Origin of the sequence: Streptomyces drozdowiczii (genome assembly GCF_026167665.1) — a bacterium.
GTDB classification, from domain to species: domain Bacteria; phylum Actinomycetota; class Actinomycetes; order Streptomycetales; family Streptomycetaceae; genus Streptomyces; species Streptomyces drozdowiczii_A.
The window spans coordinates 768819-788337 of the sequence record NZ_CP098740.1 but is presented as its reverse complement, the minus strand read 5'-3'; the positions used below and the strand labels follow the sequence as shown (position 1 = coordinate 788337).

Below are 19519 nucleotides of genomic sequence, written 5' to 3'. Positions count from 1 at the left end.
GCGTACGGTCCCCGCATCGCCCTCCCGTACGCCACGCACCACGGGTTCCCTTCCGCGCGGTCAGCCCTGGGCGCGGGCGGCCATCCGGGCCTTCCGGGCCGCCAGCTTCTCGTCGAACTTCGCGGCCTCGGTGTCCAGGCCGTGCATGTACAGGCCCAGCTCCTCCTGCGCCTTCAGGCCCTCCGGGCCCAGGCCGTCGATGTCGAGCACCTTCAGATAGCGCAGCACCGGCTGGATGACGTCGTCGTGGTGGATGCGCATGTTGTAGATCTCGCCGATCGCCATCTGCGCGGCGGCCCGCTCGAAGCCGGGCATGCCGTGGCCGGGCATCCGGAAGTTGACGACGACGTCCCGCACGGACTGCATCGTCAGGTCCGGGGCCAGCTGGAAGGCCGCGCCCAGCAGGTTGCGGTAGAAGACCATGTGCAGGTTCTCGTCGGTCGCGATGCGGGCCAGCATGCGGTCGCAGACCGGGTCGCCCGACTGGTGCCCGGTGTTGCGGTGGGAGACGCGGGTCGCCAGCTCCTGGAAGGCCACATAGGCCACGGAGTGCAGCATCGAGTGCCGGTTGTCGGACTCGAAGCCCTCGGCCATGTGCGCCATCCGGAACTGCTCCAGCTTGTCCGGGTCGACGGCGCGCGAGGTGAGCAGGTAGTCCCGCATCACGATGCCGTGCCGCCCCTCCTCGGCCGTCCAGCGGTGCACCCAGGTGCCCCAGGCGCCGTCGCGGCCGAAGAGCGTGGCGATCTCGTGGTGGTAGCTGGGGAGGTTGTCCTCGGTGAGGAGGTTGACCACGAGCGCGATCTTGCCGATGTCGGTGACCTTGGACTGTTCGGCCTGCCACGCCTCGCCGTCCTCGAAGACGCCGGGGAAGTTGCGCCCGTCGGAGAAGGGGACGTACTCGTGCGGCATCCAGTCCTTGGCGACCTTGAGATGCCGGTTGAGCTCCTTCTCGACCACCTCTTCCAGCGCGAACAGGAGGTGGGCATCGGTCCACGCCTGTGAACTGCCGAGATGGGGAGAAGTAAGGGTCACGAGGGCTCCTGGGGACGGGAGGACTACCTACGGCTTCGTAGGTTACGAGACCGTAGGTTAAAGCGGCGGTAAGGCTCTGGCCAAGCCCGAACGGGCGAGCGTCACTCACTCTGTGTGACGAAAGCCCGAAGAGGGGGTGTGCGCCGGCCCGGCGCACACCCCCCTTGTCCCCCTGTCAGAGCCCGGCACGCACCTCCTCGGCCGTGGTGTCCCGCAGCTCGCCGTCGAGCAGCAGCCAGCGGGTGATCCCCAGCGATTCAAGGAACGGCACGTCGTGGCTGGCCACCACGAGCGCCCCCTCGTACGCGTCGAGCGCCTCGGTCAGCCGCCGTACGCTCGCCAGGTCGAGGTTGTTCGTCGGCTCGTCCAGCATCAGCAGCTGGGGCGCGGGCTCTGCCAGCAGCAGCGCGGCCAGCGCCGCCCGGAACCGCTCCCCGCCCGACAGCGTCCCCGCCGCCCGGTCCGCCCGCGCACCCCGGAAGAGGAAGTGCGCGAGCCTCGCCCTGATGTGGTTGTTGGTGGCGTCCGGGGCGAATTTCGCCACGTTCTCCACCACGCTCAGCCCGTCGTCCAGGACGTCGAGCCGCTGGGGCAGGAAGCGCAGCGGGACCTCGGTCACCGCTTCCCCGGACACCGGTGCCAGCTCGCCGGCGAGCGTGCGGAGCAGCGTGGTCTTGCCCGCCCCGTTGCGCCCCACCAGCGCGATGCGCTCCGGACCGCGCACCTCGTACTGGCCCCGCACCCGTGCCCCGAAAGCGAGTTCCAGATCGCGCAGGACCAGGACGCCCCGGCCCGGATGGACCCGGGTGTGCGGCAGCTCGACCCGGATCTCGGCGTCGTCGCGGACCAGCTCGACGGCGTCGTCCAGGCGCTCCTTCGCCTCGGCCAGCCGCTCCGCGTGCATGATCCGGTGCTTGCCCGCGGACTCCTGGGCGGCCCGTTTGCGCGCCCCCATGGCGATCTTGGGCTCGCGCTTCTGCTCGTACATCTTCTGCCCGTACCGCTTGCGCCGGGCCAGTTTCACCTGCGCCTGGGCCAGTTCGCGCTTCTGCCGCTTCATGTCGGCCTCGGCGACGCGGACCATGCGCTCGGCCGCCTCCTGCTCGACGGCCAGCGCCTCCTCGTACGCGGAGAGGTTGCCGCCGTACCAGGTGACGGTGGAGTCCCGCAGGTCGGCGATCCGGTCGACCCGCTCCAGGAGTTCCCGGTCGTGGCTGACGAGGACGAGCACCCCCTGCCAGGCGTCGACCGCCGCGTACAGTCGCTGCCTGGCGTAGACGTCGAGGTTGTTCGTCGGCTCGTCGAGCAGCAGCACGTCGGGCCGGGCCAGCAGCAGCGCGGCGAGCCGCAGCAGCACGCACTCGCCGCCCGACATCTCGCCGATGGTGCGGTCGAGCCCGATGTGGCCGAGGCCGAGTCCGTCGAGGGTGGCGCGGGCCCGCTCCTCGACGTCCCAGTCGTCGCCGACGGCGGCGAAGTGCTCCTCGCCGACGTCACCGGCCTCGATGGCGTGCAGCGCCGCGCGGGCCGTCTCGATCCCGAGCGCCGCGTCGACGCGCAACTCCGTGTTCAGGACCAGGTTCTGCGGCAGATATCCCACGTCACCGGAGACGCTGATCCGGCCCTCGGTGGGCGCGAGTTCCCCGGCCAGCAGCCGGAGCAGGGTCGATTTTCCGGCCCCGTTGAGGCCGATGAGCCCCGTGCGGCCGGGGCCCACGGAGAGATCGAGGCCGTCCAGGGCCCGGCCGCCGTCGGGCCAGACCAGGGAAAGCGCGGAACAGGTGATGTGGGCGGTGGGGGTAGACATGAGGAATCTCCCGGTTGCGAGGAAGGACAGGGCAACGGGACGAGACACCGGCCACTGGCATTCGACGCGTTCCGGGAGGAGTTCCGGGTGTGCGGAGGGAAGGCCCTGGTCGCGGAGGACGGCTCGGAGAGCTGAGGTCGCACTCGGGCGCGCGGACACGGCAAAGGCCGGTCATGGCACGCGACACGGTGTCTCGGGACCTCAGACCTTCAACGGCCTGCTCCATTCGGCGACGACAAGGACACCGGGAACGTTACGCGGGGCCGGGGGAGGGAGCAATCGAATTAACGGCCCCCGCGTGCGAGCGGGTCGCGGAATCAGCAGGAGCCGAACAACTCGGTCAGATTCCGGTCCAGGTCGAGGAACCGGTACTCGTGGCCGCAGGGCACCAGCTCCTGGGCCCGCCGCAGGAACCGCCGCAGATCCGCGGTGCGCACATGCACCATCGCGATCCCCTCGGCGGCGTGGAACTCCAGCACCGTGCGGTCGTAGCCGAACGGCCTGACCCGTACATCCCCGAGCCCGGACGGGACCTCCATCCCGGCGGCGAGCAGGTCCCGGGAGAACTGCCAGGACACCTCGGTCCCTTCCAGCGTCGCCGGCGCCGGGAACGCCATGCGTACGGCGAAGGGGTCCGCCCGGTCGTAGCTCAGGACGGCGGGCAGCGTCTCCATCTGCGGCGCGGACGCCACCATGCGGGCCTGTACGGACTGTTCGATGACCGTGGACACGAACCTGCTCCCTCTCGCGACCGGACGAACGGTTCCCGACACCCGTAGAGACGACGGAAGCCGCCGATCCGTGCACCGGGAGACGGCGTGAGCTGCATCACCGCGCACACCGCTGCCTGTTCACCTGCCCCGTTACGGGCGGAGCACCCGTCAGAGCCGCTGGCGGTACGGGGCGAGCGCGTCCGAGGTCTTGGTGGCGATGAACTCGGTGATCCGGTACGCGCAGACGCCCTCGACCACGAACGGGTCGCTCGCCGCCAGCCGTTCGATCGCCGCCCGGTCCTCCCCGACCGCGAGGATCACCCCGCCGTCCCGGGGGTTCTTGCGCCCGGAGGCGATGAACACCCCGGCCGCGTACTGCCGGTCGAGCCAGGCGACGTGCGCGTCCAGCGCGGCGTCGACGCGCTCCAGCGGGGCGGTGTAGGACAGCTCAAGTACGAACATCTGCTCAGGCTACCGGCCATGATCCGCCGGACAGGCCCTAGGGTGGGCGCACCATGACAGCGCTTCACATGCCCTCCGACGCCGCCGAGGCCCATGCCGTCCAGGACGCCCTGCGGGACCGGGTGGTCCTCGACGAGCCGGGCCCGCCGCCGGGGACCGGCCGGGTGACCGGGGTCGACGTCGCCTACGACGACGACCGGGACATCGTGGCGGCGGCGGCCGTCGTGCTCGACGCCGCGACGCTGGAGGTGGTGGAGGAGGCGACCGCGGTCGGCCGGGTCAGCTTCCCGTACGTCCCGGGGCTGCTGGCCTTCCGCGAGATCCCGACCGTCCTGGCCGCCCTGGAGAACCTGGCCGCCGACCCCGGGCTCGTCGTCTGCGACGGGTACGGCAGGGCCCACCCCCGCCGCTTCGGCCTCGCCAGCCACCTCGGCGTCCTCACCGGGCTCCCGGTCATCGGCGTCGCCAAGAACCCGTTCACCTTCACCCACGAGCCGCCGGGACCGCAGCGCGGGGACCAGTCGCCGCTGCTGGACGGGGCGGAGGAGGTCGGCCGGGCCCTGCGCACCCGGACCGGCACCAAACCGGTCTACGTCTCGGTCGGGCACCGCACCGGTCTGGACAACGCCGTCGCGCACACCCTCGCGCTCGCCCGGGAGTTCCGGCAGCCGGAGACGACGCGCAGGGCGGACGCCCTCTGCCGCAGGGCCCTGCGCGAGGCCACCGGCTGAGGCTCAGCGCACCGCCGCCACCCGGAACCGCAGCCCCGCAGCCACCAGCCGGTCCAGCAGCGCGTCGCCCATCGCGGCGGCCGTCGTGACCTGCCCCGAGGTGGCCGGCAGCTCGTCCAGCGCCAGGCACAGCGCGGACTCCGCGAGCATCTTCGCCGTCTCGTCGTACCCCGGATCGCCGCCCGAGACCTCCGTGAACACCCGCCGCCCGCCGCCCTCGCCGACGAACCGCACGGTGAACCAGCTGCGCCGCCTGCGCTCCGCGTCCGGGCCCGCGCCGGGCTCGTAACGCCCCATCAGCCAGTCCCGGGTGGCCGGTACCTGCGCGGCGCCGAGCAGCACACCGAGCGCGGCGGTGGAGCCGAGGGCCACGGGGAGGCGCTTGACCGAGGCGTAGTGGCGGTAGCGGAAGTCGGGGCCGTAACGGGGCAGCGCCTTCGCCGAGCGGGCGATGATCCGCGCGTCCAGCGTCGGCAGCGGAAGCGCCCAGGTGCCGGTCTCCGGGCTGAAGCGGGGGCGGCCGAGCGGGGCGTGGACGCGGCGGCCGGCCACCCGGGGCTCGTACAGCCGGCGCTCCTTCGCGGCGCGCGCGGTCTGCGCGCCCCGGCCCATCGCGGTGAGCGCCGAGGCGAACGTACCGCCGGAGAAGACGGCGTTGCTGCGGACGAAGCCGTCGACGCGCAGCGGCACGTCCTCGGGCAGCTGCCGGACCGTGAAGTAGGCGCCGAGGTCGTGCGGCACGGAGTCGAAGCCGCAGGCGTGCACGATGCGGGCGCCGGTCTCGCGGGCCCGGGTGTCGTGCGCCACGTACATCCGGTCCACGAACTCCGGCTCGCCCGTCAGGTCCGTGTAGTCGGTCCCCGCCTCCGCGCAGGCGGCGACCAGCTTCTCGCCGTACCAGACATAGGGGCCGACGGTGGTGGCCACCACCCGGGCGGACTCGGCCAGCGTGCGCAGCGAACCCTCGTCGGAGGCGTCCGCCTCGATGAGCGGCAGCTCCGCGCAGCGCGGATCGAGGGCGGTCAGCCGGGTGCGCAGCTTCTCCAGCTTGGCGCGGTCGCGGCCCGCGAGGGCCCAGCGGCACCCCTCGGGGGCGTGCCGGGCCAGATACTCGGCGGTGAGCGCGCCCACGAAGCCGGTGGCGCCGAAAAGGACTACGTCATAAGGGCGTGCGGGCCCGTTCTGCCTGTTCACGAAAGCCTCCACGGAGGACGGCGCCGGACGGAGCGAGCAGAGGTTAGCGCGGTCGCCGTGGCGGTGTGCGGGCGGGAGGGGTGATGGGGGAGTATCCATGAGTACCCATGAGAAGAACTAAGCGCTTGCTCGGCCCAGGGGTTGTGCGGAGCGCGGTGCGTTCTTAGCATCATCGATGTTACATCAGTTGTGTCATACCGCTGGGGGCTCGATGGCGACACCAGGGAACGGCCCGCGCGGCCCGCTCGACGGGCTGCGGGTGGTGGAGCTGGCCGGCATCGGCCCCGGCCCGTTCGCCGCGATGCTGCTGGCCGATCTGGGCGCCGACGTGGTGCGCGTCGACCGTCCCGGCGGCGCCGGACTCGGCATCGACCCGGCCCTCGACCTCACCAACCGCAACAAGCGCTCCGTGCTGGTCGACCTCAAGGCCCCGGACGGCCCGGCCACCGTCCTTGACCTGGCCGCCCGCGCCGACGTCCTCATCGAGGGGTACCGCCCCGGCGTCGCGGAACGCCTCGGCGTGGGCCCCGAAGCCTGCCTGGCCCGCAACCCGAAGCTCGTCTACGGGCGGATGACCGGGTGGGGCCAGGACGGGCCGCTGGCCGAGCGCGCCGGGCACGACATCGCGTATATCGCGCTCACCGGCACCCTCTCCATGATCGGCCGGCCGGACGAGCCGCCCACCGTCCCCGCCAACCTGGTCGGCGACTACGCGGGCGGCTCGCTCTACCTCGTCGTCGGCGTCCTCGCCGCCCTCCAGCACGCCCGTACGCCCGGCGGCACCGGACAGGTGGTTGACGCGGCGATCGTGGACGGCGCCGCCCACCTCGCCACGATGATCCACGGCATGCTCGCGGCCGGGAGCTGGCAGGACCGGCGCGGCGCCAACCTGCTCGACGGCGGCTGCCCGTTCTACGGCTCGTACGAGACCGCCGACGGGCAGTACATGGCCGTGGGCCCGCTGGAGCAGCGGTTCTACGACGAGTTCGTGAAGCTTCTCGGCATCGCGGACACCGTCCCGGACCGGAACGACCTGGCCCGCTGGGACGAACTGCGCGCCGCCGTCGCGGACCGGTTCCGCGCCCGCACCCGCGCCGAGTGGACCGAGGTCTTCGACGGGTCGGACGCCTGCGTGGCCCCGGTCCTCTCGCTCCGCGAGGCCCCGCACCACCCCCATCTCGCCGCCCGCGCCACCTTCGTGGAGCACGGCGGACTCACCCAGCCCGCGCCCGCCCCCCGCTTCTCGGCCACGCCCACCTCCGTGCGCACCGGGCCCGTCCTGCCGGGCGCGGACACCGAAGCCGTCGCCGCCGACTGGGACGTGCCCGGCCTGCGGACCACCCGGAAGGACACCACCCCCTGATGCAGCGGCAGATCTTCACCGCAGAGCACGACGCGTTCCGCGAGACCGTGCGCACCTTCCTCGCCAAGGAGGTCCTTCCGCACTACGAGCAGTGGGAGAAGGACGGCATCGTCTCGCGCGAGGCGTGGCGCGCCGCCGGCCGGCAGGGCCTCCTCGGCCTCGCGGTGCCCGAGGAGTACGGGGGCGGCGGCAACCCCGACTTCCGCTACAGCGCGGTCCTGGCCGAGGAGTTCACCCGGGCCGGCACCCCCGGGATCGCGCTCGGTCTGCACAACGACATCATCGGCCCGTACCTCACCGGCCTCGCCACCGACGAGCAGAAGCGGCGCTGGCTGCCCGGCTTCTGCAGCGGCGAGACCATCACCGCCATCGCCATGACCGAACCGGGCGCCGGCTCCGACCTCCAGGGCATCCGCACCACCGCCGAGGACAAGGGCGACCACTGGCTGCTCAACGGCTCCAAGACCTTCATCTCCAACGGCATCCTGGCCGACCTGGTGGTCGTCGTCGCGAAGACCACCCCGGAGGGCGGCGCGAAGGGCCTCTCGCTGATCGTGGTCGAGCGCGGCGCGGAGGGCTTCGAGCGGGGCCGCAACCTCGACAAGATCGGCCAGAAGTCGCAGGACACGGCCGAGTTGTTCTTCAACGACGTGCGTGTGCCGAAGGAGAACCTGCTCGGCGAGCGCGACGGCGCCTTCATCCACCTGATGACCAACCTCGCCCAGGAACGCATGGGCATAGCCGTCGCCGGGATCGCCGCCGCCGAACACCTCCTGGAGATCACCACCGCGTACGTCAAGGAGCGCGAGGCGTTCGGCCGGCCGCTCTCCAAGCTCCAGCACATCCGCTTCGAGATCGCGGAGATGGCCACCGAGTGCGCCGTCACCCGGGCCTTCCTCGACCGCTGCATCGTGGACCACTCGGACGGCACCCTCGACGCCGTGCACGCCTCGATGGCGAAATGGTGGGCGACCGAACTCCAGAAGCGCGTCGCCGACCGCTGCCTCCAACTCCACGGCGGCTACGGCTACATGAGCGAGTACCCGGTGGCCCGGGCGTTCACCGACGGCCGCATCCAGACCATCTACGGCGGCACGACCGAGATCATGAAGGAGATCATCGGCCGCTCGCTGCTCGCCTGACCCCCGCCTCCCCGGACCACGCTCGCGCCACCACCCTCGAAAGGCAGCTGTCTTGAGTACCGAAGCATTCGTCTACGACGCGATCCGCACCCCGCGCGGCCGCGGCAAGGCCAACGGCGCCCTGCACGGCACCAAGCCCATCGACCTCGTCGTCGGCCTGATCCACGAGATCCGCGCCCGCTTCCCGAGCCTGGACCCGGCCGCGATCGACGACATCGTCCTCGGCGTGGTCAGCCCGCTCGGCGACCAGGGCTCCGACATCGCCCGGATCGCCGCCATCGCGGCCGGCCTCCCCGACACCGTCGCCGGCGTCCAGGAGAACCGCTTCTGCGCCTCGGGCCTCGAAGCCGTCAACCTGGCCGCCGCCAAGGTGCGTTCGGGCTGGGAGGACCTGGTCCTCGCCGGCGGCGTCGAGTCGATGTCCCGGGTGCCGATGGGCTCCGACGGCGGCGCCTGGGCGATGGACCCGATGACCAACTACGAGACCGGCTTCGCCCCCCAGGGCATCGGCGCCGACCTCATCGCCACCATCGAGGGCTTCTCCCGCCGCGATGTGGACGAGTACGCCGCGCTGTCGCAGGAACGGGCCGCCGAGGCGTGGAAGGACAACCGCTTCGCCCGGTCCGTCGTCCCCGTCAAGGACCGCAACGGCCTCGTCGTCCTCGACCACGACGAGCACATGCGCCCCGGCACCACCGCCGACTCGCTCGCCGCGCTCAAGCCCTCCTTCGCGACGATCGGCGAGATGGGCGGCTTCGACGCGGTGGCCCTCCAGAAGTACCACTGGGTCGAGAAGATCGACCACGTCCACCACGCGGGCAACTCCTCCGGCATCGTGGACGGCGCCTCCCTCGTCGCCATCGGCAACCAGCAGACCGGCGAGCGCTACGGTCTCACCCCGCGCGCCCGTATCGTCTCCGCCGCGGTCTCCGGCTCCGAGCCGACCATCATGCTCACCGGCCCCGCCCCCGCCAGCCGCAAGGCGCTCGCCAAGGCCGGGCTGACCATCGACGACATCGACCTCATCGAGATCAACGAAGCCTTCGCCGGGGTCGTCCTGCGGTTCGTCCGGGACATGGGCGTCTCCCTCGACAAGGTCAACGTCAACGGCGGCGCCATCGCGCTCGGCCACCCGCTGGGCGCCACCGGCGCCATGATCCTCGGCACCCTCATCGACGAACTGGAGCGCCGGGACCAGCGCTACGGCCTCGCCACCCTGTGCGTGGGCGGCGGCATGGGCATCGCCACCGTCGTCGAGCGTCTCTGACCGTCCCCCTTCCTACGGAGAAGACACACCCATGACCGAGAGCACGACCATCCGCTGGGAACAGGACGAGACCGGCGTCGTCACCCTCGTACTGGACGATCCCAACCAGTCCGCCAACACGATGAACCAGGCGTTCAAGGACTCCATCGCGGCCGTCGCGGACCGCGCCGAGGCCGAGAAGGACTCCATCCGGGGCATCATCTACACCTCCGCCAAGAAGACCTTCTTCGCCGGCGGCGACCTCAAGGACATGATCAGGATCGGTCCTTCGAGCGCTCAGCTCGCGTTCGACACCGGCACCGCCATCAAGAACTCCCTGCGCCGCATCGAGACCCTCGGCAAGCCGGTCGTCGCCGCCATCAACGGCGCGGCCCTCGGCGGCGGTTACGAGATCGCGCTCGCCTCCCACCACCGCATCGCCCTCGACGCCCCCGGCTCCCGCATCGGCCTCCCCGAGGTCACCCTCGGCCTGCTCCCCGCGGGCGGCGGCGTCACCCGCACCGTGCGCCTCATGGGCATCGCGGACGCCCTGCTCAAGGTCCTCCTCCAGGGCACCCAGTACACCCCGCGCCGCGCACAGGAGAACGGCCTCGTCCACGAGGTCGCCGCCACGCCCGAGGAGATGCTGGAGAAGGCCCGCGCCTTCATCGACGCCCACCCCGAGTCCCAGCAGCCCTGGGACGTCAAGGGCTACAAGATCCCCGGCGGCACTCCGTCGCACCCGAAGTTCGCCGCGAACCTGCCGGCCTTCCCGTCGAACCTGAAGAAGCAGATCGCGGGCGCGCCCATGCCCGCGCCGCGCAACATCCTCGCCGCCGCCGTCGAGGGCTCCCAGGTCGACTTCGAGACCGCGCTGACCATCGAGGCCCGGTACTTCACCGAGCTGGTCACCGGCCAGGTCTCCAAGAACATGATCCAGGCGTTCTTCTTCGACCTCCAGGCCGTCAACTCCGGTGCCAGCCGCCCCAAGGGCATCGAGGAGCGCCAGGTCCGCAAGGTCGCCGTCCTCGGCGCGGGCATGATGGGCGCGGGCATCGCGTACTCCTGCGCCAAGGCCGGGATCGAGGTCGTCCTCAAGGACGTCTCCGCCGAGGCCGCCGCCAAGGGCAAGGCGTACAGCGAGAAGCTGCTCGACAAGGCGCTGTCCCGGGGCCGTACGACCGAGGCCAAGCGGGACGAGCTGCTGGCCCGCATCACCCCGACCGGTGACGTGGCCGACCTCGCGGGCTGCGACGCGGTGATCGAGGCCGTCTTCGAGGACACCGCCCTCAAGCACAAGGTGTTCCAGGAGATCCAGGACGTCATCGAGCCCGACGCGCTGCTCTGCTCCAACACCTCCACCCTCCCGATCACCGTCCTCGCCGAGGGCGTCTCGCGCCCCGCCGACTTCATCGGGCTGCACTTCTTCTCTCCGGTCGACAAGATGCCGCTGGTCGAGATCATCAAGGGCGAGAAGACCGGCGACGAGGCGCTGGCCCGCGCGTTCGACCTGGTCCGCCGGATCAAGAAGACCCCGATCGTCGTCAACGACTCGCGCGGCTTCTTCACCTCGCGCGTCATCGGCCAGTTCATCAACGAGGGCGTGGCGATGGTCGGCGAGGGCGTCGAACCCGCCTCCGTCGAGCAGGCCGCCGCGCAGGCCGGCTACCCGGCCAAGGTGCTCTCGCTGATGGACGAGCTGACGCTCACCCTGCCGCGCAAGATCCGCAACGAGACCCGCAAGGCCGTCGAGGAGGCGGGCGGCACCTGGCCCGGCCACCCGGCGGACGAGGTGATCGACCGCATGGTCGACGAGTTCGGCCGCCCCGGCCGCAGCGGCGGCGCGGGCTTCTACGAGTACGACGAGGCGGGCAAGCGGACGCGTCTGTGGCCGGGCCTGCGCGAGCACTTCACGAAGCCGGACACCGAGATCCCGTTCACCGACATGCAGGAGCGCATGCTCTTCTCCGAGGCGCTGGACAGCGTCCGCTGCCTGGAGGAGAACGTCCTCATCACCGTCGCCGACGCCAACATCGGCTCCATCATGGGCATCGGCTTCCCGCCGTGGACCGGCGGCGTGCTCCAGTACATCAACGGTTACGAGGGCGGCCTGCCCGGCTTCGTGGCCCGCGCCCGGGAGCTCGCCGAGCGCTACGGGGACCGCTTCCTGCCGCCCGCGCTGCTGGTGGAGAAGGCGGAGAAGGGCGAGACCTTCCACGACTGACCCGACGCGAGGCCGCGTTCACTCCGTGGTGAACGCGGCCCGCAGCTCCTCCTTCAGCGACCGCTGGAACGCGGTCACCAGGGCCTGGAGCACCATCGGCTGCATGTGCGCGGACAGCGACTTCATCGCCTTGACGTGCTCGGGGTCCGCCTCCCGCTCCCGGTACGGATTCCACACCTCGTCCCGGAAGAGCCGGGTCAGCTCCTGCGCGGCCGAGCGCGTGTGCTCCAGCAGGACCGTACGGGCGGCGAGGATCGTCTCGTGCGCGATCGGCACGTCGAGCAGCTCCACGCCGAGCCGGAGCAGCCCCGGATCCAGCCGGAAGACCCCGTCCTCGGGCGCGGACCGCTCCAGCACCCCCATCGCGGCCAGCCGGTCGAGGTCCTGGCCGCTCAGCGACCGCCCGGCCCGCCGCTCCAGCTCCGCCCGCGAGGCGTCCTCCGGCGAGTCCGGCGCCCACGAGGCGACCAGGGCCCGGTGGATGGCCAGATCGTGGGCGCTGAGGTCGGGCGGCAGCTGCTCCAGATACCGTTCGATCGCGGCGAGCGTCATGCCCTGGTGCTGAAGCTCCTCGATGAGCGCCAGCCGCGACAGGTGGTCGTGCCCGTAGTGCCCGACCCGGCGCGGCCCGATCACCGGCGGCGGCAACAGCCCCCGGGTGCTGTAGAACCGCACCGTCCGCACGGTCACCCCGGCACGAGCCGCCAGCTCGTCGACGGTGAGCTTCGGCTCCTCGGCCTCGGTCGCCATGTCCGCTCCTCGTGTCCGGTGCCCGGTGCAACAGTATTGCTGTCTCACCACCGATGTGAAAGTGCGACCGGGCCGCCGCCCGCCGCCGCTCGCCGCCCGAGCCGGAAGGCCCCACCCCCTGCCGGGCCCCGCGCGCGCCCTCCCTAAGCTCCGGGCATGAAGTTCTTCCGATCGCGCGCCAGACGTACGAAGCCGTCCCCCGTCTTCCGGCTCGCCGAGCTGTTCCACGCCGGGCAGTACGCCCAGGCGGAGAAGGAGGGGCGTGCCCTGATCCGGTCGTCTCTGTCCGGGGAGGAACTCGTGGTGGCGCGGACGGTGATCGCCATCTCGACCGGAGCCCAGGGCCGCCACACGGAAGCCGTCAGCGAGTACGAGGAGGCCCTCGCGGCCTCCCACGAGTTCTACGGCGCCGAGCACTGGCAGACCCTGAAACTCCGCTCCGACCGCGCCCAGCAACTGGCCGCGGGGGGCCGGCACGCCGAGTGCGTGGCGGAGTGCGAGGCCGTCGTCCGCGCCACGGCCGGCGCCACGGACGAGGACACACGGCTCGTCGCGGCCGCCGCCACGAACGGACTCGTCTACGCCCTCAACAAGCTGGGACAGCACATGAAGGCCGAGGCGCTGGCCCGTGAAGCCCTGGCGGAACCGGCCGCGACACCCCACGTCCGCCATGTGCTCCAGCTCGGCCTTGCCCGCAGCCTCAACGGCCAGGAACGCTACGAGGAAGCGCTCGCCGAGGCCGCGACCGCCGGCGAACTGCACCGCGCCCTGACCGATGGGCAGCGCGTCACGGACGACGGCGCCCTGCACCTGGTCACCGGCACCGCCCTGCTGGGCCTGGGCCGCGCCGCCGAAGCCCGCACCCGGGCCGATGCCGCCCTCGCCGCCTGCCTGGCCACCGTCGGGCCGGACCACCACCGCACCGCGGAGGCCCGGGAGCTGCTGGCCCGCTGCGACCCCGCCTGACCGGGCGCCTCACCATCAGTGCCGTCGACGCCACCGCCGGGAGCACCGCATGAACAACACGAACGAGCCCGCGCCGCCCCCGCCCGGCGGCGTGCTGTGGAGCCTGTCCGGCGACGTGCGGGCCCTGTTGATGCTGCCCGCCGCCCTCACCCTCCAGGTCGCCCACCCCGCCGTCGGCGCGGGCGTGGACGAGCACTCCGTGTTCCGCACGGACCCCTGGGGACGCGGCGAGCGCTCGCTCAGCTCGCTCCAGCTCTGGGTGTACGGAGGCGAGGAGGCCGCCGAGGAGGGGCGCAGGCTCCGCCGGCTGCACCGCACCATCCAGGGCACCGACACCCGGGGCCGCCCCTACCACGCCCTGACCCCGGCGAACTACGCCTGGGTGCACGCCACCGGCTACCCTGTCTACCGGCACGGCGCCCGCTACCTCCTGCGCCCGCTCAGCCGCGCGCAGGAGCGCGCCCTGTACGCGGAATGGCTCCAGGTGGGCCGGGTGCTCGGCATCCAGGACCGGGACATGCCGCAGACGATCGAGGAGTTCTGGCCGTACTACCGCGCCATGCTGGCCGACGAGATCGAGAAGACCCCCGTCGTAGCGGAACTCGTCGCCACCGACACCGCGGTCCCGCCGCCGGACCGGGGTCCCTGGGCGCTGCGGCTGCTGCTCGGGGCGGTGTGGCCGGTGCTGCTCCCGCCGCTCGCCCGGTTCCGCTCGTTCCTCACCGTCGGGCTGATGCCGCCCGACGCCCGCGAGGCCATCGGCCTGGAGTGGACCGACGCGCAGGAGCGCGCCCTGCGGCGGTTCTGCGCGGTGGTCCGGCTGCTCGTGCCCGTCCTGCCGGAGCGGCTGCGCTACCTGCCCCGGGCCCGGCGCGCCCGGGCGGCGCACCGGGCAGCCGTACGCGGCGGCGGGCTCAGGCCGAGGCGCGGCGGACCAGCCGCGTCGGCGTGATCACCGACTCCGGTCCGGCGCCCCCGTCCTCCAGCCGTTCCATCAGCAGCCGGACCATCAACCGGCCCATGCCCACCACGTCCTGACGTATCGTCGTCAACGGCGGGTCCGTGGCCTCGGCGACCGACTCCATGTCGTCGAAGCCGACCAGCGCCACGTCCTGCGGCACCCGCCGCCCCCGCTCCCGCAGCACCCGCAGCGCGCCCGACGCCATCAGGTCGTTCGCCACGAACACCGCGTCCACGTCCGGCCGCCGCTCCAGCAGCTCGGCCATCGCCCGGGCGCCGCCCTCCACCGTGAAGTCGCCGTCGATGAGCAGCGCCGGATCGGCGTCCGGCAGGACGTCCGTGTAGCCGTCGATCCGGTCCAGCGCCGAAGTCTGGTCGCGGGGGCCCGCGATGTGCGCGATGTTCCGGCGGCCGAGCCCGGCCAGATGCCGTACGGCCTCCCGCGCGCCGCCCCGGTTGTCGCAGTCCACGAAAGGCACCGCGTCGGTCGGCGCGCCCGGCCGCCCGGGCCTGCCGCCGTACACCACCGGGACGCGGAAACGCCGTATGGCGGCCGGGAGTTCGTCGTCGGTGTGCAGCGAGAAGGCCAGCACCCCGTCCACATGGCCGCCGCCCAGATAGCGGCTGACCCGCTCGAAGTCGCCCCGGCCCTCCACCAGGAGCAGCACCAACTGGGCGTCGTGCGCGTTCAGTTCACGGCTGATGCCCCGGATGTGCTGGGAGAAGAACGGGTCGGAGAAGATCCGCGCCTCGGGCTCGTCGATGATCACGGCCACCGCCCCGTTGCGCCGGGTCACCAGGGTGCGCGCCGCGTGGTTCGGGACGTAGCCCAGCTCCTCGACCGCCTTGCGTACCTGGTCCACGAGCGGCTGCCGGACGCCCGCGCCCCCGTTCACCACCCGGGACGCCGTCGCCCGCGAGACTCCGGCACGGGCCGCCACCGCTTCCAGCGTGGGACGTGCGGGGAGCGGGGCATCGGGGGACGGACCGGGCAAGGGGCGCTCCTCAGTCGTACATCGGGTCCGGCCGGTCGGCCGGCCCCGCCAGCCTAAGTGGTCGGCTCCGAAAGTCCTTCGGGGGTGGATCATGTTGTCGGTGCCACGGAGGATTGGTCGTGGAGATCGGCGGTGTGCCGGTCGAGCCGGGCCAGCAGATCGTCCAGGTCGGAGGTGGTGAACTTCCACTGGAACGGCTGTGCCGTGGCGTTGTAGCGCTCTTCGAACCTTCGGAGCCGGTCCCTGACTTCGGCAAGGTTGGTGAAGTCGTTGGGCTGGACGACCTTGCGTTGCACGATGGAGAAGAAGATCTCTATTTGGTTCAACCAGGAGGCGTGGACCGGGGTGTGCACCAGGACAGTGTTCGGGAACCTGGTGGCAAGGCGGTCGATAGATTTCTGACCGCGATGCGAGGAGCCGTTGTCGACGACCCAGAAGACGCGTTTCGCGCTGGCGTAGGGCTCGCGGCTCATGACCTGTTCGACGAGGTTCATGAACGGCACGATGCCGGTGGTCGCCTCGCAGCGCCCGAAGACCTGGGCCTGGCGGACGTCGTAGGCGGCCAAGTAGGCAAGAGCACCACCGCGGCCGTACTCGTGGTTGACCCGCATCGCTCGGGCCTGGCCGGGGGCCAGGGTCGGGTGGCAGCGGCAGCGTGCCTGCACGGAGGTCTTCTCGTCACTGGAGATGACGTACTCGTCCGTGCTCAGCGCGACTCCGTCGAATGTGCGGGCGTACAGGTCAAGGACCCGTTGGGCCTTGGTGCGGAAGACGGGGTCGCGGATGAAGATCCAGGAACGATACTGCCAGGGCTTGAGTGCATCCTGGCGCAGCCAACGGCGCACAATAGAAGCCGAGATGCTGTCGATGATCCCGCGCCCTGTCAGCTCGGCGGCCAGCTCCGGGCAGGACCAACGCGACAGCGGCAGCCCGCCCTCGGCCGGGAGCTGGCAGGCCAGTGCTTTGGCCTCGGCGACCTGTACGGGAGTGAACCGCGCTGGGCGCCCGGAACGTCTGCGGTCGGTCAGAGCCGGTACGCCGCCGTGTGCGAAGCGTCCGCGCCAGGTGCGCACCGTGTCCACATGCAGACGGGTGTCGACGGCGATCTTGGCGTTTGCCCGGCCGCGTGCTGCGAGGAGGACTATGGTGGCACGCTGCCTGGTCTGGTGAGGGGTCTTGTGCCCATAGGCCATCTTCTTCAGTCGGTGGCGTTCGGCAGCGGTTGGCAACACCGTCACGGCGGAACGTATGGGCATGGTGAACAGACGGCCTGTCGTCAAAAGGTGTCGTGCAACGTTCTGGCGGCGGTACCGGATGCTGCTGGCCGTCTTCTGGCCTGGGCAGCATCCGGCGGCCGCGGTCCCCGTGGGGAGGCTGTGGGGCCCTCGTCAGGCAGAAGCGTTGCCGAGGAAGTCGAGGAGGAGCGCGGACCATTCCTCGGGGCGTTCGACGAAGGGCAGGTGTCCCGTGGAGAGTTCGGCGTACTCGGCGCCCGGGATCATGTCGGCGAGTTGCCGGTGGTGAAAGGGCGTGACCAGCTGGTCGAGCGTGGTGGAGATGACCATGGTTGGCACCCTGATGGCAGCCAGGTCTTCGCGGACGTCAACCCGGTCGATGAGTAGGTCCAGGTGCTCGAGCGTGCCGGGCGGGATCGTGGTCGTGGTGGCCTTCAAGGCGGTGTCGAGGTCGTCCTGACCGATGGCGTCCAAGGCGGGGGCGCTCAGGCCGATCAGGGACACGAACGAGGCCAGCCGTTCGAGGTCGCCTGAGCGAAGCAGGTCGCGCCAGAGCCGGGCGGCCAGCAGAAACCGCGGATTGGGGTGGGTGAAGCCGGCGGTCAGGACGAGGCCGGTGACGCGGTCGGGGTGGCGGGTGGCGGCACGGATGGCGACGGGGCTGCCGAGCGAGTATCCGGCGATGGCGAAGGTGTCGACGTTCTCCTCGACGGCGGCAGCTACCAGGGCGTCGGCCAGGGCGTCCAGGGCGAGGGGGGCTTCGGCGCGGGGGGTGCGGCCGGTGCCGGGATAGTCCGGTCCCACGACGGTGTGGTGGGCGGCGAGGCTCGCCATGATGGGGCCGAAGTTGGCGTCGATGCCTCCGCCGGCGCCGTGGGCGAGCAGCAGGCCCGGGCCGGTGCCGCGCACGATGCGGCCGAGGGAGGAAGAAGGCAGAGCAGTCGAGGACATGTGGATGTCTCTCCTTCGGGTTCTCAGGGGGTTACTGGACGGAGCAGGTCGTCGGGGTGCGGGGCTGACCGCAGCGCCGCCGGGCGGCAGTAGTGGCGGCGAGGCCGACGGCCGCGAGCGTCACCAGCGCGCCGATCCACGGCAGGTCGCCGAGTGAGGAGCCGGCGGTGACGGCTTGACCGCCGAGGGTGGATCCGGCTGCGACCCCGAGGTTGAACGCGGAGGCGCTGATCGCCGTGACCAGGGTGGGCGCCTCGGGGGCGGACGCCAGTGCGCGGTCTTGCAGCAGCGGGATCAAGGCGGCGGCGATGACGCCGAGTATGAGTACGGTGGCACCGGCTGCCCAGCGGCTCTGGCTGGTGAGCGTGAATGCGGCCAGCACAGCGGCGAGGGCGGCAAGCAGCGCGCACAACGCTGCCCTCGGGGCGCGGTCGGCCAGGCGGCCGCCGAGGATGTTGCCGACTACGGAGCCCAGGCCGAAGAGCGCGAGCAGCATCGTGACCGCGGAGGCGGTGAACCCGCTGACCTCACGCAGCAGCGGAGCGATGTAGGTGTAGGTGGTGAACAGGCCGGCCTGCGCGACCACGATGATCGCCAACACGGCGGCCACTCTGGGCTTGAGGATCTCCCGGACCTCGCCGCCGGGTCGGCCGGCTGGTCGAGGTGCTGTCGGACGGACCAGCACACTGGTAGCAACGAGGAGGGCGGCGCCCAGGATGGCGATGCCGGCAAAGGTGGTCCGCCAGCCGTAGTGGTCTCCGATCCAGGTACCCAGCGGAGCGCCAAGGACCGTGGCGAGGTTCCAGCCGGCCGTCACCATGGCGATGGCACGCCCGCGGTGCCCCGCTGGAACGGTAGTCACCGCGATCACCAATGCCGTCGCGAAGACCGTGCTGTGCGTCAGGGCAGTCAGCATCCTCGCCGCCGCCAGGACGCCGAACCCGGTGGCCAAAGCTGCGGCGGCGTTGCCTGCGACGAACACGCCCAGCAAGATCAGCAGCGTGCGGTGGCGGGCGATGCCCAGCATCCCCAGGGTGACCAGCGGTCCGGCGACCGTGACCACCAGGGCGTACACCGTCACCAGCACCCCGACGGTCGGCAGCGGGCGGTGCAGATCCGTCGACAGCTCCGGCAGCAGGCCGACCATCACCCACTCCGCGGTGCCCACCACGAACACGCAGGCCGTCAGCAGAGTCAGTACCGCGCGGCGCCGCGCCGGGGCGGGAGGGATACCGGTCATCGTGACCGCGCTGTTCATCGTCATGCGGCCGACGCTAAAGTCTCACATCAATGTGAGAGTCAACGCGGTGAGGTGCAGGTCACATGCGCATCGGAGAGATGGTCCGGCGAACCGGCGTCAGCGAACGGCTGCTCCGCTACTACGAAGAACAGGGCCTCCTCCACCCGACCCGGCTCCCCAGCGGCTACCGCGTCTACAACGAGGTCGACATCGACACCGTCCGGAGCATCCGCAGCCTGCTGGCCTCCGGCCTGTCCACGACGATCATCGCCAAGATCCTGCCCTGCGTCAGCATCGACGGACCGACCCTCACCCCCATATGCTCCGACACCATCACCGAACTGCAGCAAGAGCGTGAACGCATCACTCACGCCATCAACGAACTGCAGGCTTCACGGACCATGCTCGACACCGTCATCGCCGCAGCCCCGGCCACCTGATCAGCGCCCCGGGGAACCGATCACAGCGACCCTGCGTGTAGGTCCTGAACCCACACGCGCTCCTC

The 19519-nt window shown here is 71.4% G+C and carries 18 protein-coding genes; 8 read left to right on the top strand and 10 right to left on the bottom strand.

Translation table 11 applies throughout. The features are described from left to right. Positions 1-60: 60 nt before the first annotated feature. The 4 genes from NEH16_RS03575 to NEH16_RS03560 form a co-directional block, all read right to left on the bottom strand. Complete coding sequence (locus tag NEH16_RS03575) at positions 61-1035, bottom strand: acyl-ACP desaturase (RefSeq protein WP_265539123.1); 975 nt, start codon at positions 1033-1035, stop codon at positions 61-63. 175 nt (positions 1036-1210) lie between these two features. Next, positions 1211-2842 (bottom strand): ABC-F family ATP-binding cassette domain-containing protein, encoded by a 1632-nt coding sequence (locus NEH16_RS03570; RefSeq protein ID WP_265539121.1) that lies wholly within the window; start codon positions 2840-2842, stop codon positions 1211-1213. 317 nt (positions 2843-3159) lie between these two features. After that, positions 3160-3573, bottom strand: a complete 414-nt coding sequence (locus NEH16_RS03565) for an SsgA family sporulation/cell division regulator (RefSeq protein WP_073965719.1) — start codon at positions 3571-3573, stop codon at positions 3160-3162. 150 nt (positions 3574-3723) lie between these two features. Further along, complete coding sequence (locus tag NEH16_RS03560; protein WP_265539118.1) at positions 3724-4017, bottom strand: YciI family protein; 294 nt, start codon at positions 4015-4017, stop codon at positions 3724-3726. Positions 4018-4085: 68 nt separating this feature from the next. Between NEH16_RS03560 and NEH16_RS03555 the strand changes: the two genes are divergently transcribed. Next, positions 4086-4748 carry an endonuclease V gene (locus NEH16_RS03555; protein ID WP_374215708.1) on the top strand — a complete coding sequence of 221 codons (663 nt, stop codon included), beginning with the start codon at positions 4086-4088 and terminating at the stop codon, positions 4746-4748. Positions 4749-4751: 3 nt separating this feature from the next. Here the strand turns inward: NEH16_RS03555 and NEH16_RS03550 are convergent, their stop codons facing one another. Then, positions 4752-5942 carry a saccharopine dehydrogenase family protein gene (locus tag NEH16_RS03550; RefSeq protein WP_265539114.1) on the bottom strand — a complete coding sequence of 397 codons (1191 nt, stop codon included), beginning with the start codon at positions 5940-5942 and terminating at the stop codon, positions 4752-4754. Positions 5943-6153: 211 nt separating this feature from the next. Here NEH16_RS03550 and NEH16_RS03545 point away from each other — a divergent pair, with 211 nt between their 5' ends. From NEH16_RS03545 to NEH16_RS03530, 4 genes are read left to right on the top strand one after another with little or no spacing between them, the layout of a single operon-like run. Then, the gene (locus NEH16_RS03545; protein WP_265539111.1) at positions 6154-7305 is read left to right on the top strand and encodes a CaiB/BaiF CoA transferase family protein; all 1152 of its coding nucleotides are present in this window, start codon (positions 6154-6156) and stop codon (positions 7303-7305) included. Further along, complete coding sequence (locus NEH16_RS03540; protein WP_265539108.1) at positions 7305-8447, top strand: acyl-CoA dehydrogenase family protein; 1143 nt, start codon at positions 7305-7307, stop codon at positions 8445-8447. The genes NEH16_RS03545 and NEH16_RS03540 overlap by 1 nt, the downstream gene beginning before the upstream one ends. Positions 8448-8499: 52 nt before the next feature. Continuing rightward, on the top strand, positions 8500-9714 hold the full coding sequence (locus NEH16_RS03535; protein WP_265539106.1) for an acetyl-CoA C-acetyltransferase: 1215 nt from the start codon (positions 8500-8502) through the stop codon (positions 9712-9714). A gap of 31 nt (positions 9715-9745) precedes the next feature. Then, positions 9746-11917 (top strand): 3-hydroxyacyl-CoA dehydrogenase NAD-binding domain-containing protein, encoded by a 2172-nt coding sequence (locus NEH16_RS03530; RefSeq protein WP_265539104.1) that lies wholly within the window; start codon positions 9746-9748, stop codon positions 11915-11917. A gap of 18 nt (positions 11918-11935) precedes the next feature. Here the strand turns inward: NEH16_RS03530 and NEH16_RS03525 are convergent, their stop codons facing one another. After that, entirely contained in the window at positions 11936-12667 is a 732-nt protein-coding gene (locus NEH16_RS03525; protein ID WP_265539101.1) for a MerR family transcriptional regulator, read from the bottom strand. Positions 12668-12823: 156 nt separating this feature from the next. Here NEH16_RS03525 and NEH16_RS03520 point away from each other — a divergent pair, with 156 nt between their 5' ends. Beyond that, positions 12824-13633 (top strand): tetratricopeptide repeat protein, encoded by an 810-nt coding sequence (locus tag NEH16_RS03520; RefSeq protein ID WP_265539099.1) that lies wholly within the window; start codon positions 12824-12826, stop codon positions 13631-13633. 49 nt (positions 13634-13682) lie between these two features. Beyond that, the gene (locus NEH16_RS03515; protein WP_265539097.1) at positions 13683-14585 is read left to right on the top strand and encodes an oxygenase MpaB family protein; all 903 of its coding nucleotides are present in this window, start codon (positions 13683-13685) and stop codon (positions 14583-14585) included. Here NEH16_RS03515 and NEH16_RS03510 read toward each other — a convergent pair. The 4 genes from NEH16_RS03510 to NEH16_RS03495 form a co-directional block, all read right to left on the bottom strand. Further along, on the bottom strand, positions 14548-15588 hold the full coding sequence (locus NEH16_RS03510; protein ID WP_265539095.1) for a LacI family DNA-binding transcriptional regulator: 1041 nt from the start codon (positions 15586-15588) through the stop codon (positions 14548-14550). The genes NEH16_RS03515 and NEH16_RS03510 overlap by 38 nt on opposite strands. An 89-nt stretch (positions 15589-15677) precedes the next feature. After that, positions 15678-16826: an IS630 family transposase gene (locus NEH16_RS03505; RefSeq protein ID WP_265539093.1), complete on the bottom strand. Its 1149-nt coding sequence runs from the start codon at positions 16824-16826 to the stop codon at positions 15678-15680. Positions 16827-16976: 150 nt separating this feature from the next. Next, complete coding sequence (locus NEH16_RS03500) at positions 16977-17774, bottom strand: alpha/beta fold hydrolase (protein ID WP_265539091.1); 798 nt, start codon at positions 17772-17774, stop codon at positions 16977-16979. A gap of 31 nt (positions 17775-17805) precedes the next feature. Continuing rightward, a complete protein-coding gene (locus NEH16_RS03495) occupies positions 17806-19038 on the bottom strand; it encodes an MFS transporter (RefSeq protein WP_265539089.1) in 1233 nt (410 codons plus the stop codon). 59 nt (positions 19039-19097) lie between these two features. Here NEH16_RS03495 and NEH16_RS03490 point away from each other — a divergent pair, with 59 nt between their 5' ends. Further along, a complete protein-coding gene (locus tag NEH16_RS03490) occupies positions 19098-19454 on the top strand; it encodes a MerR family transcriptional regulator (protein ID WP_265539086.1) in 357 nt (118 codons plus the stop codon). Positions 19455-19519: the final 65 nt, after the last annotated feature.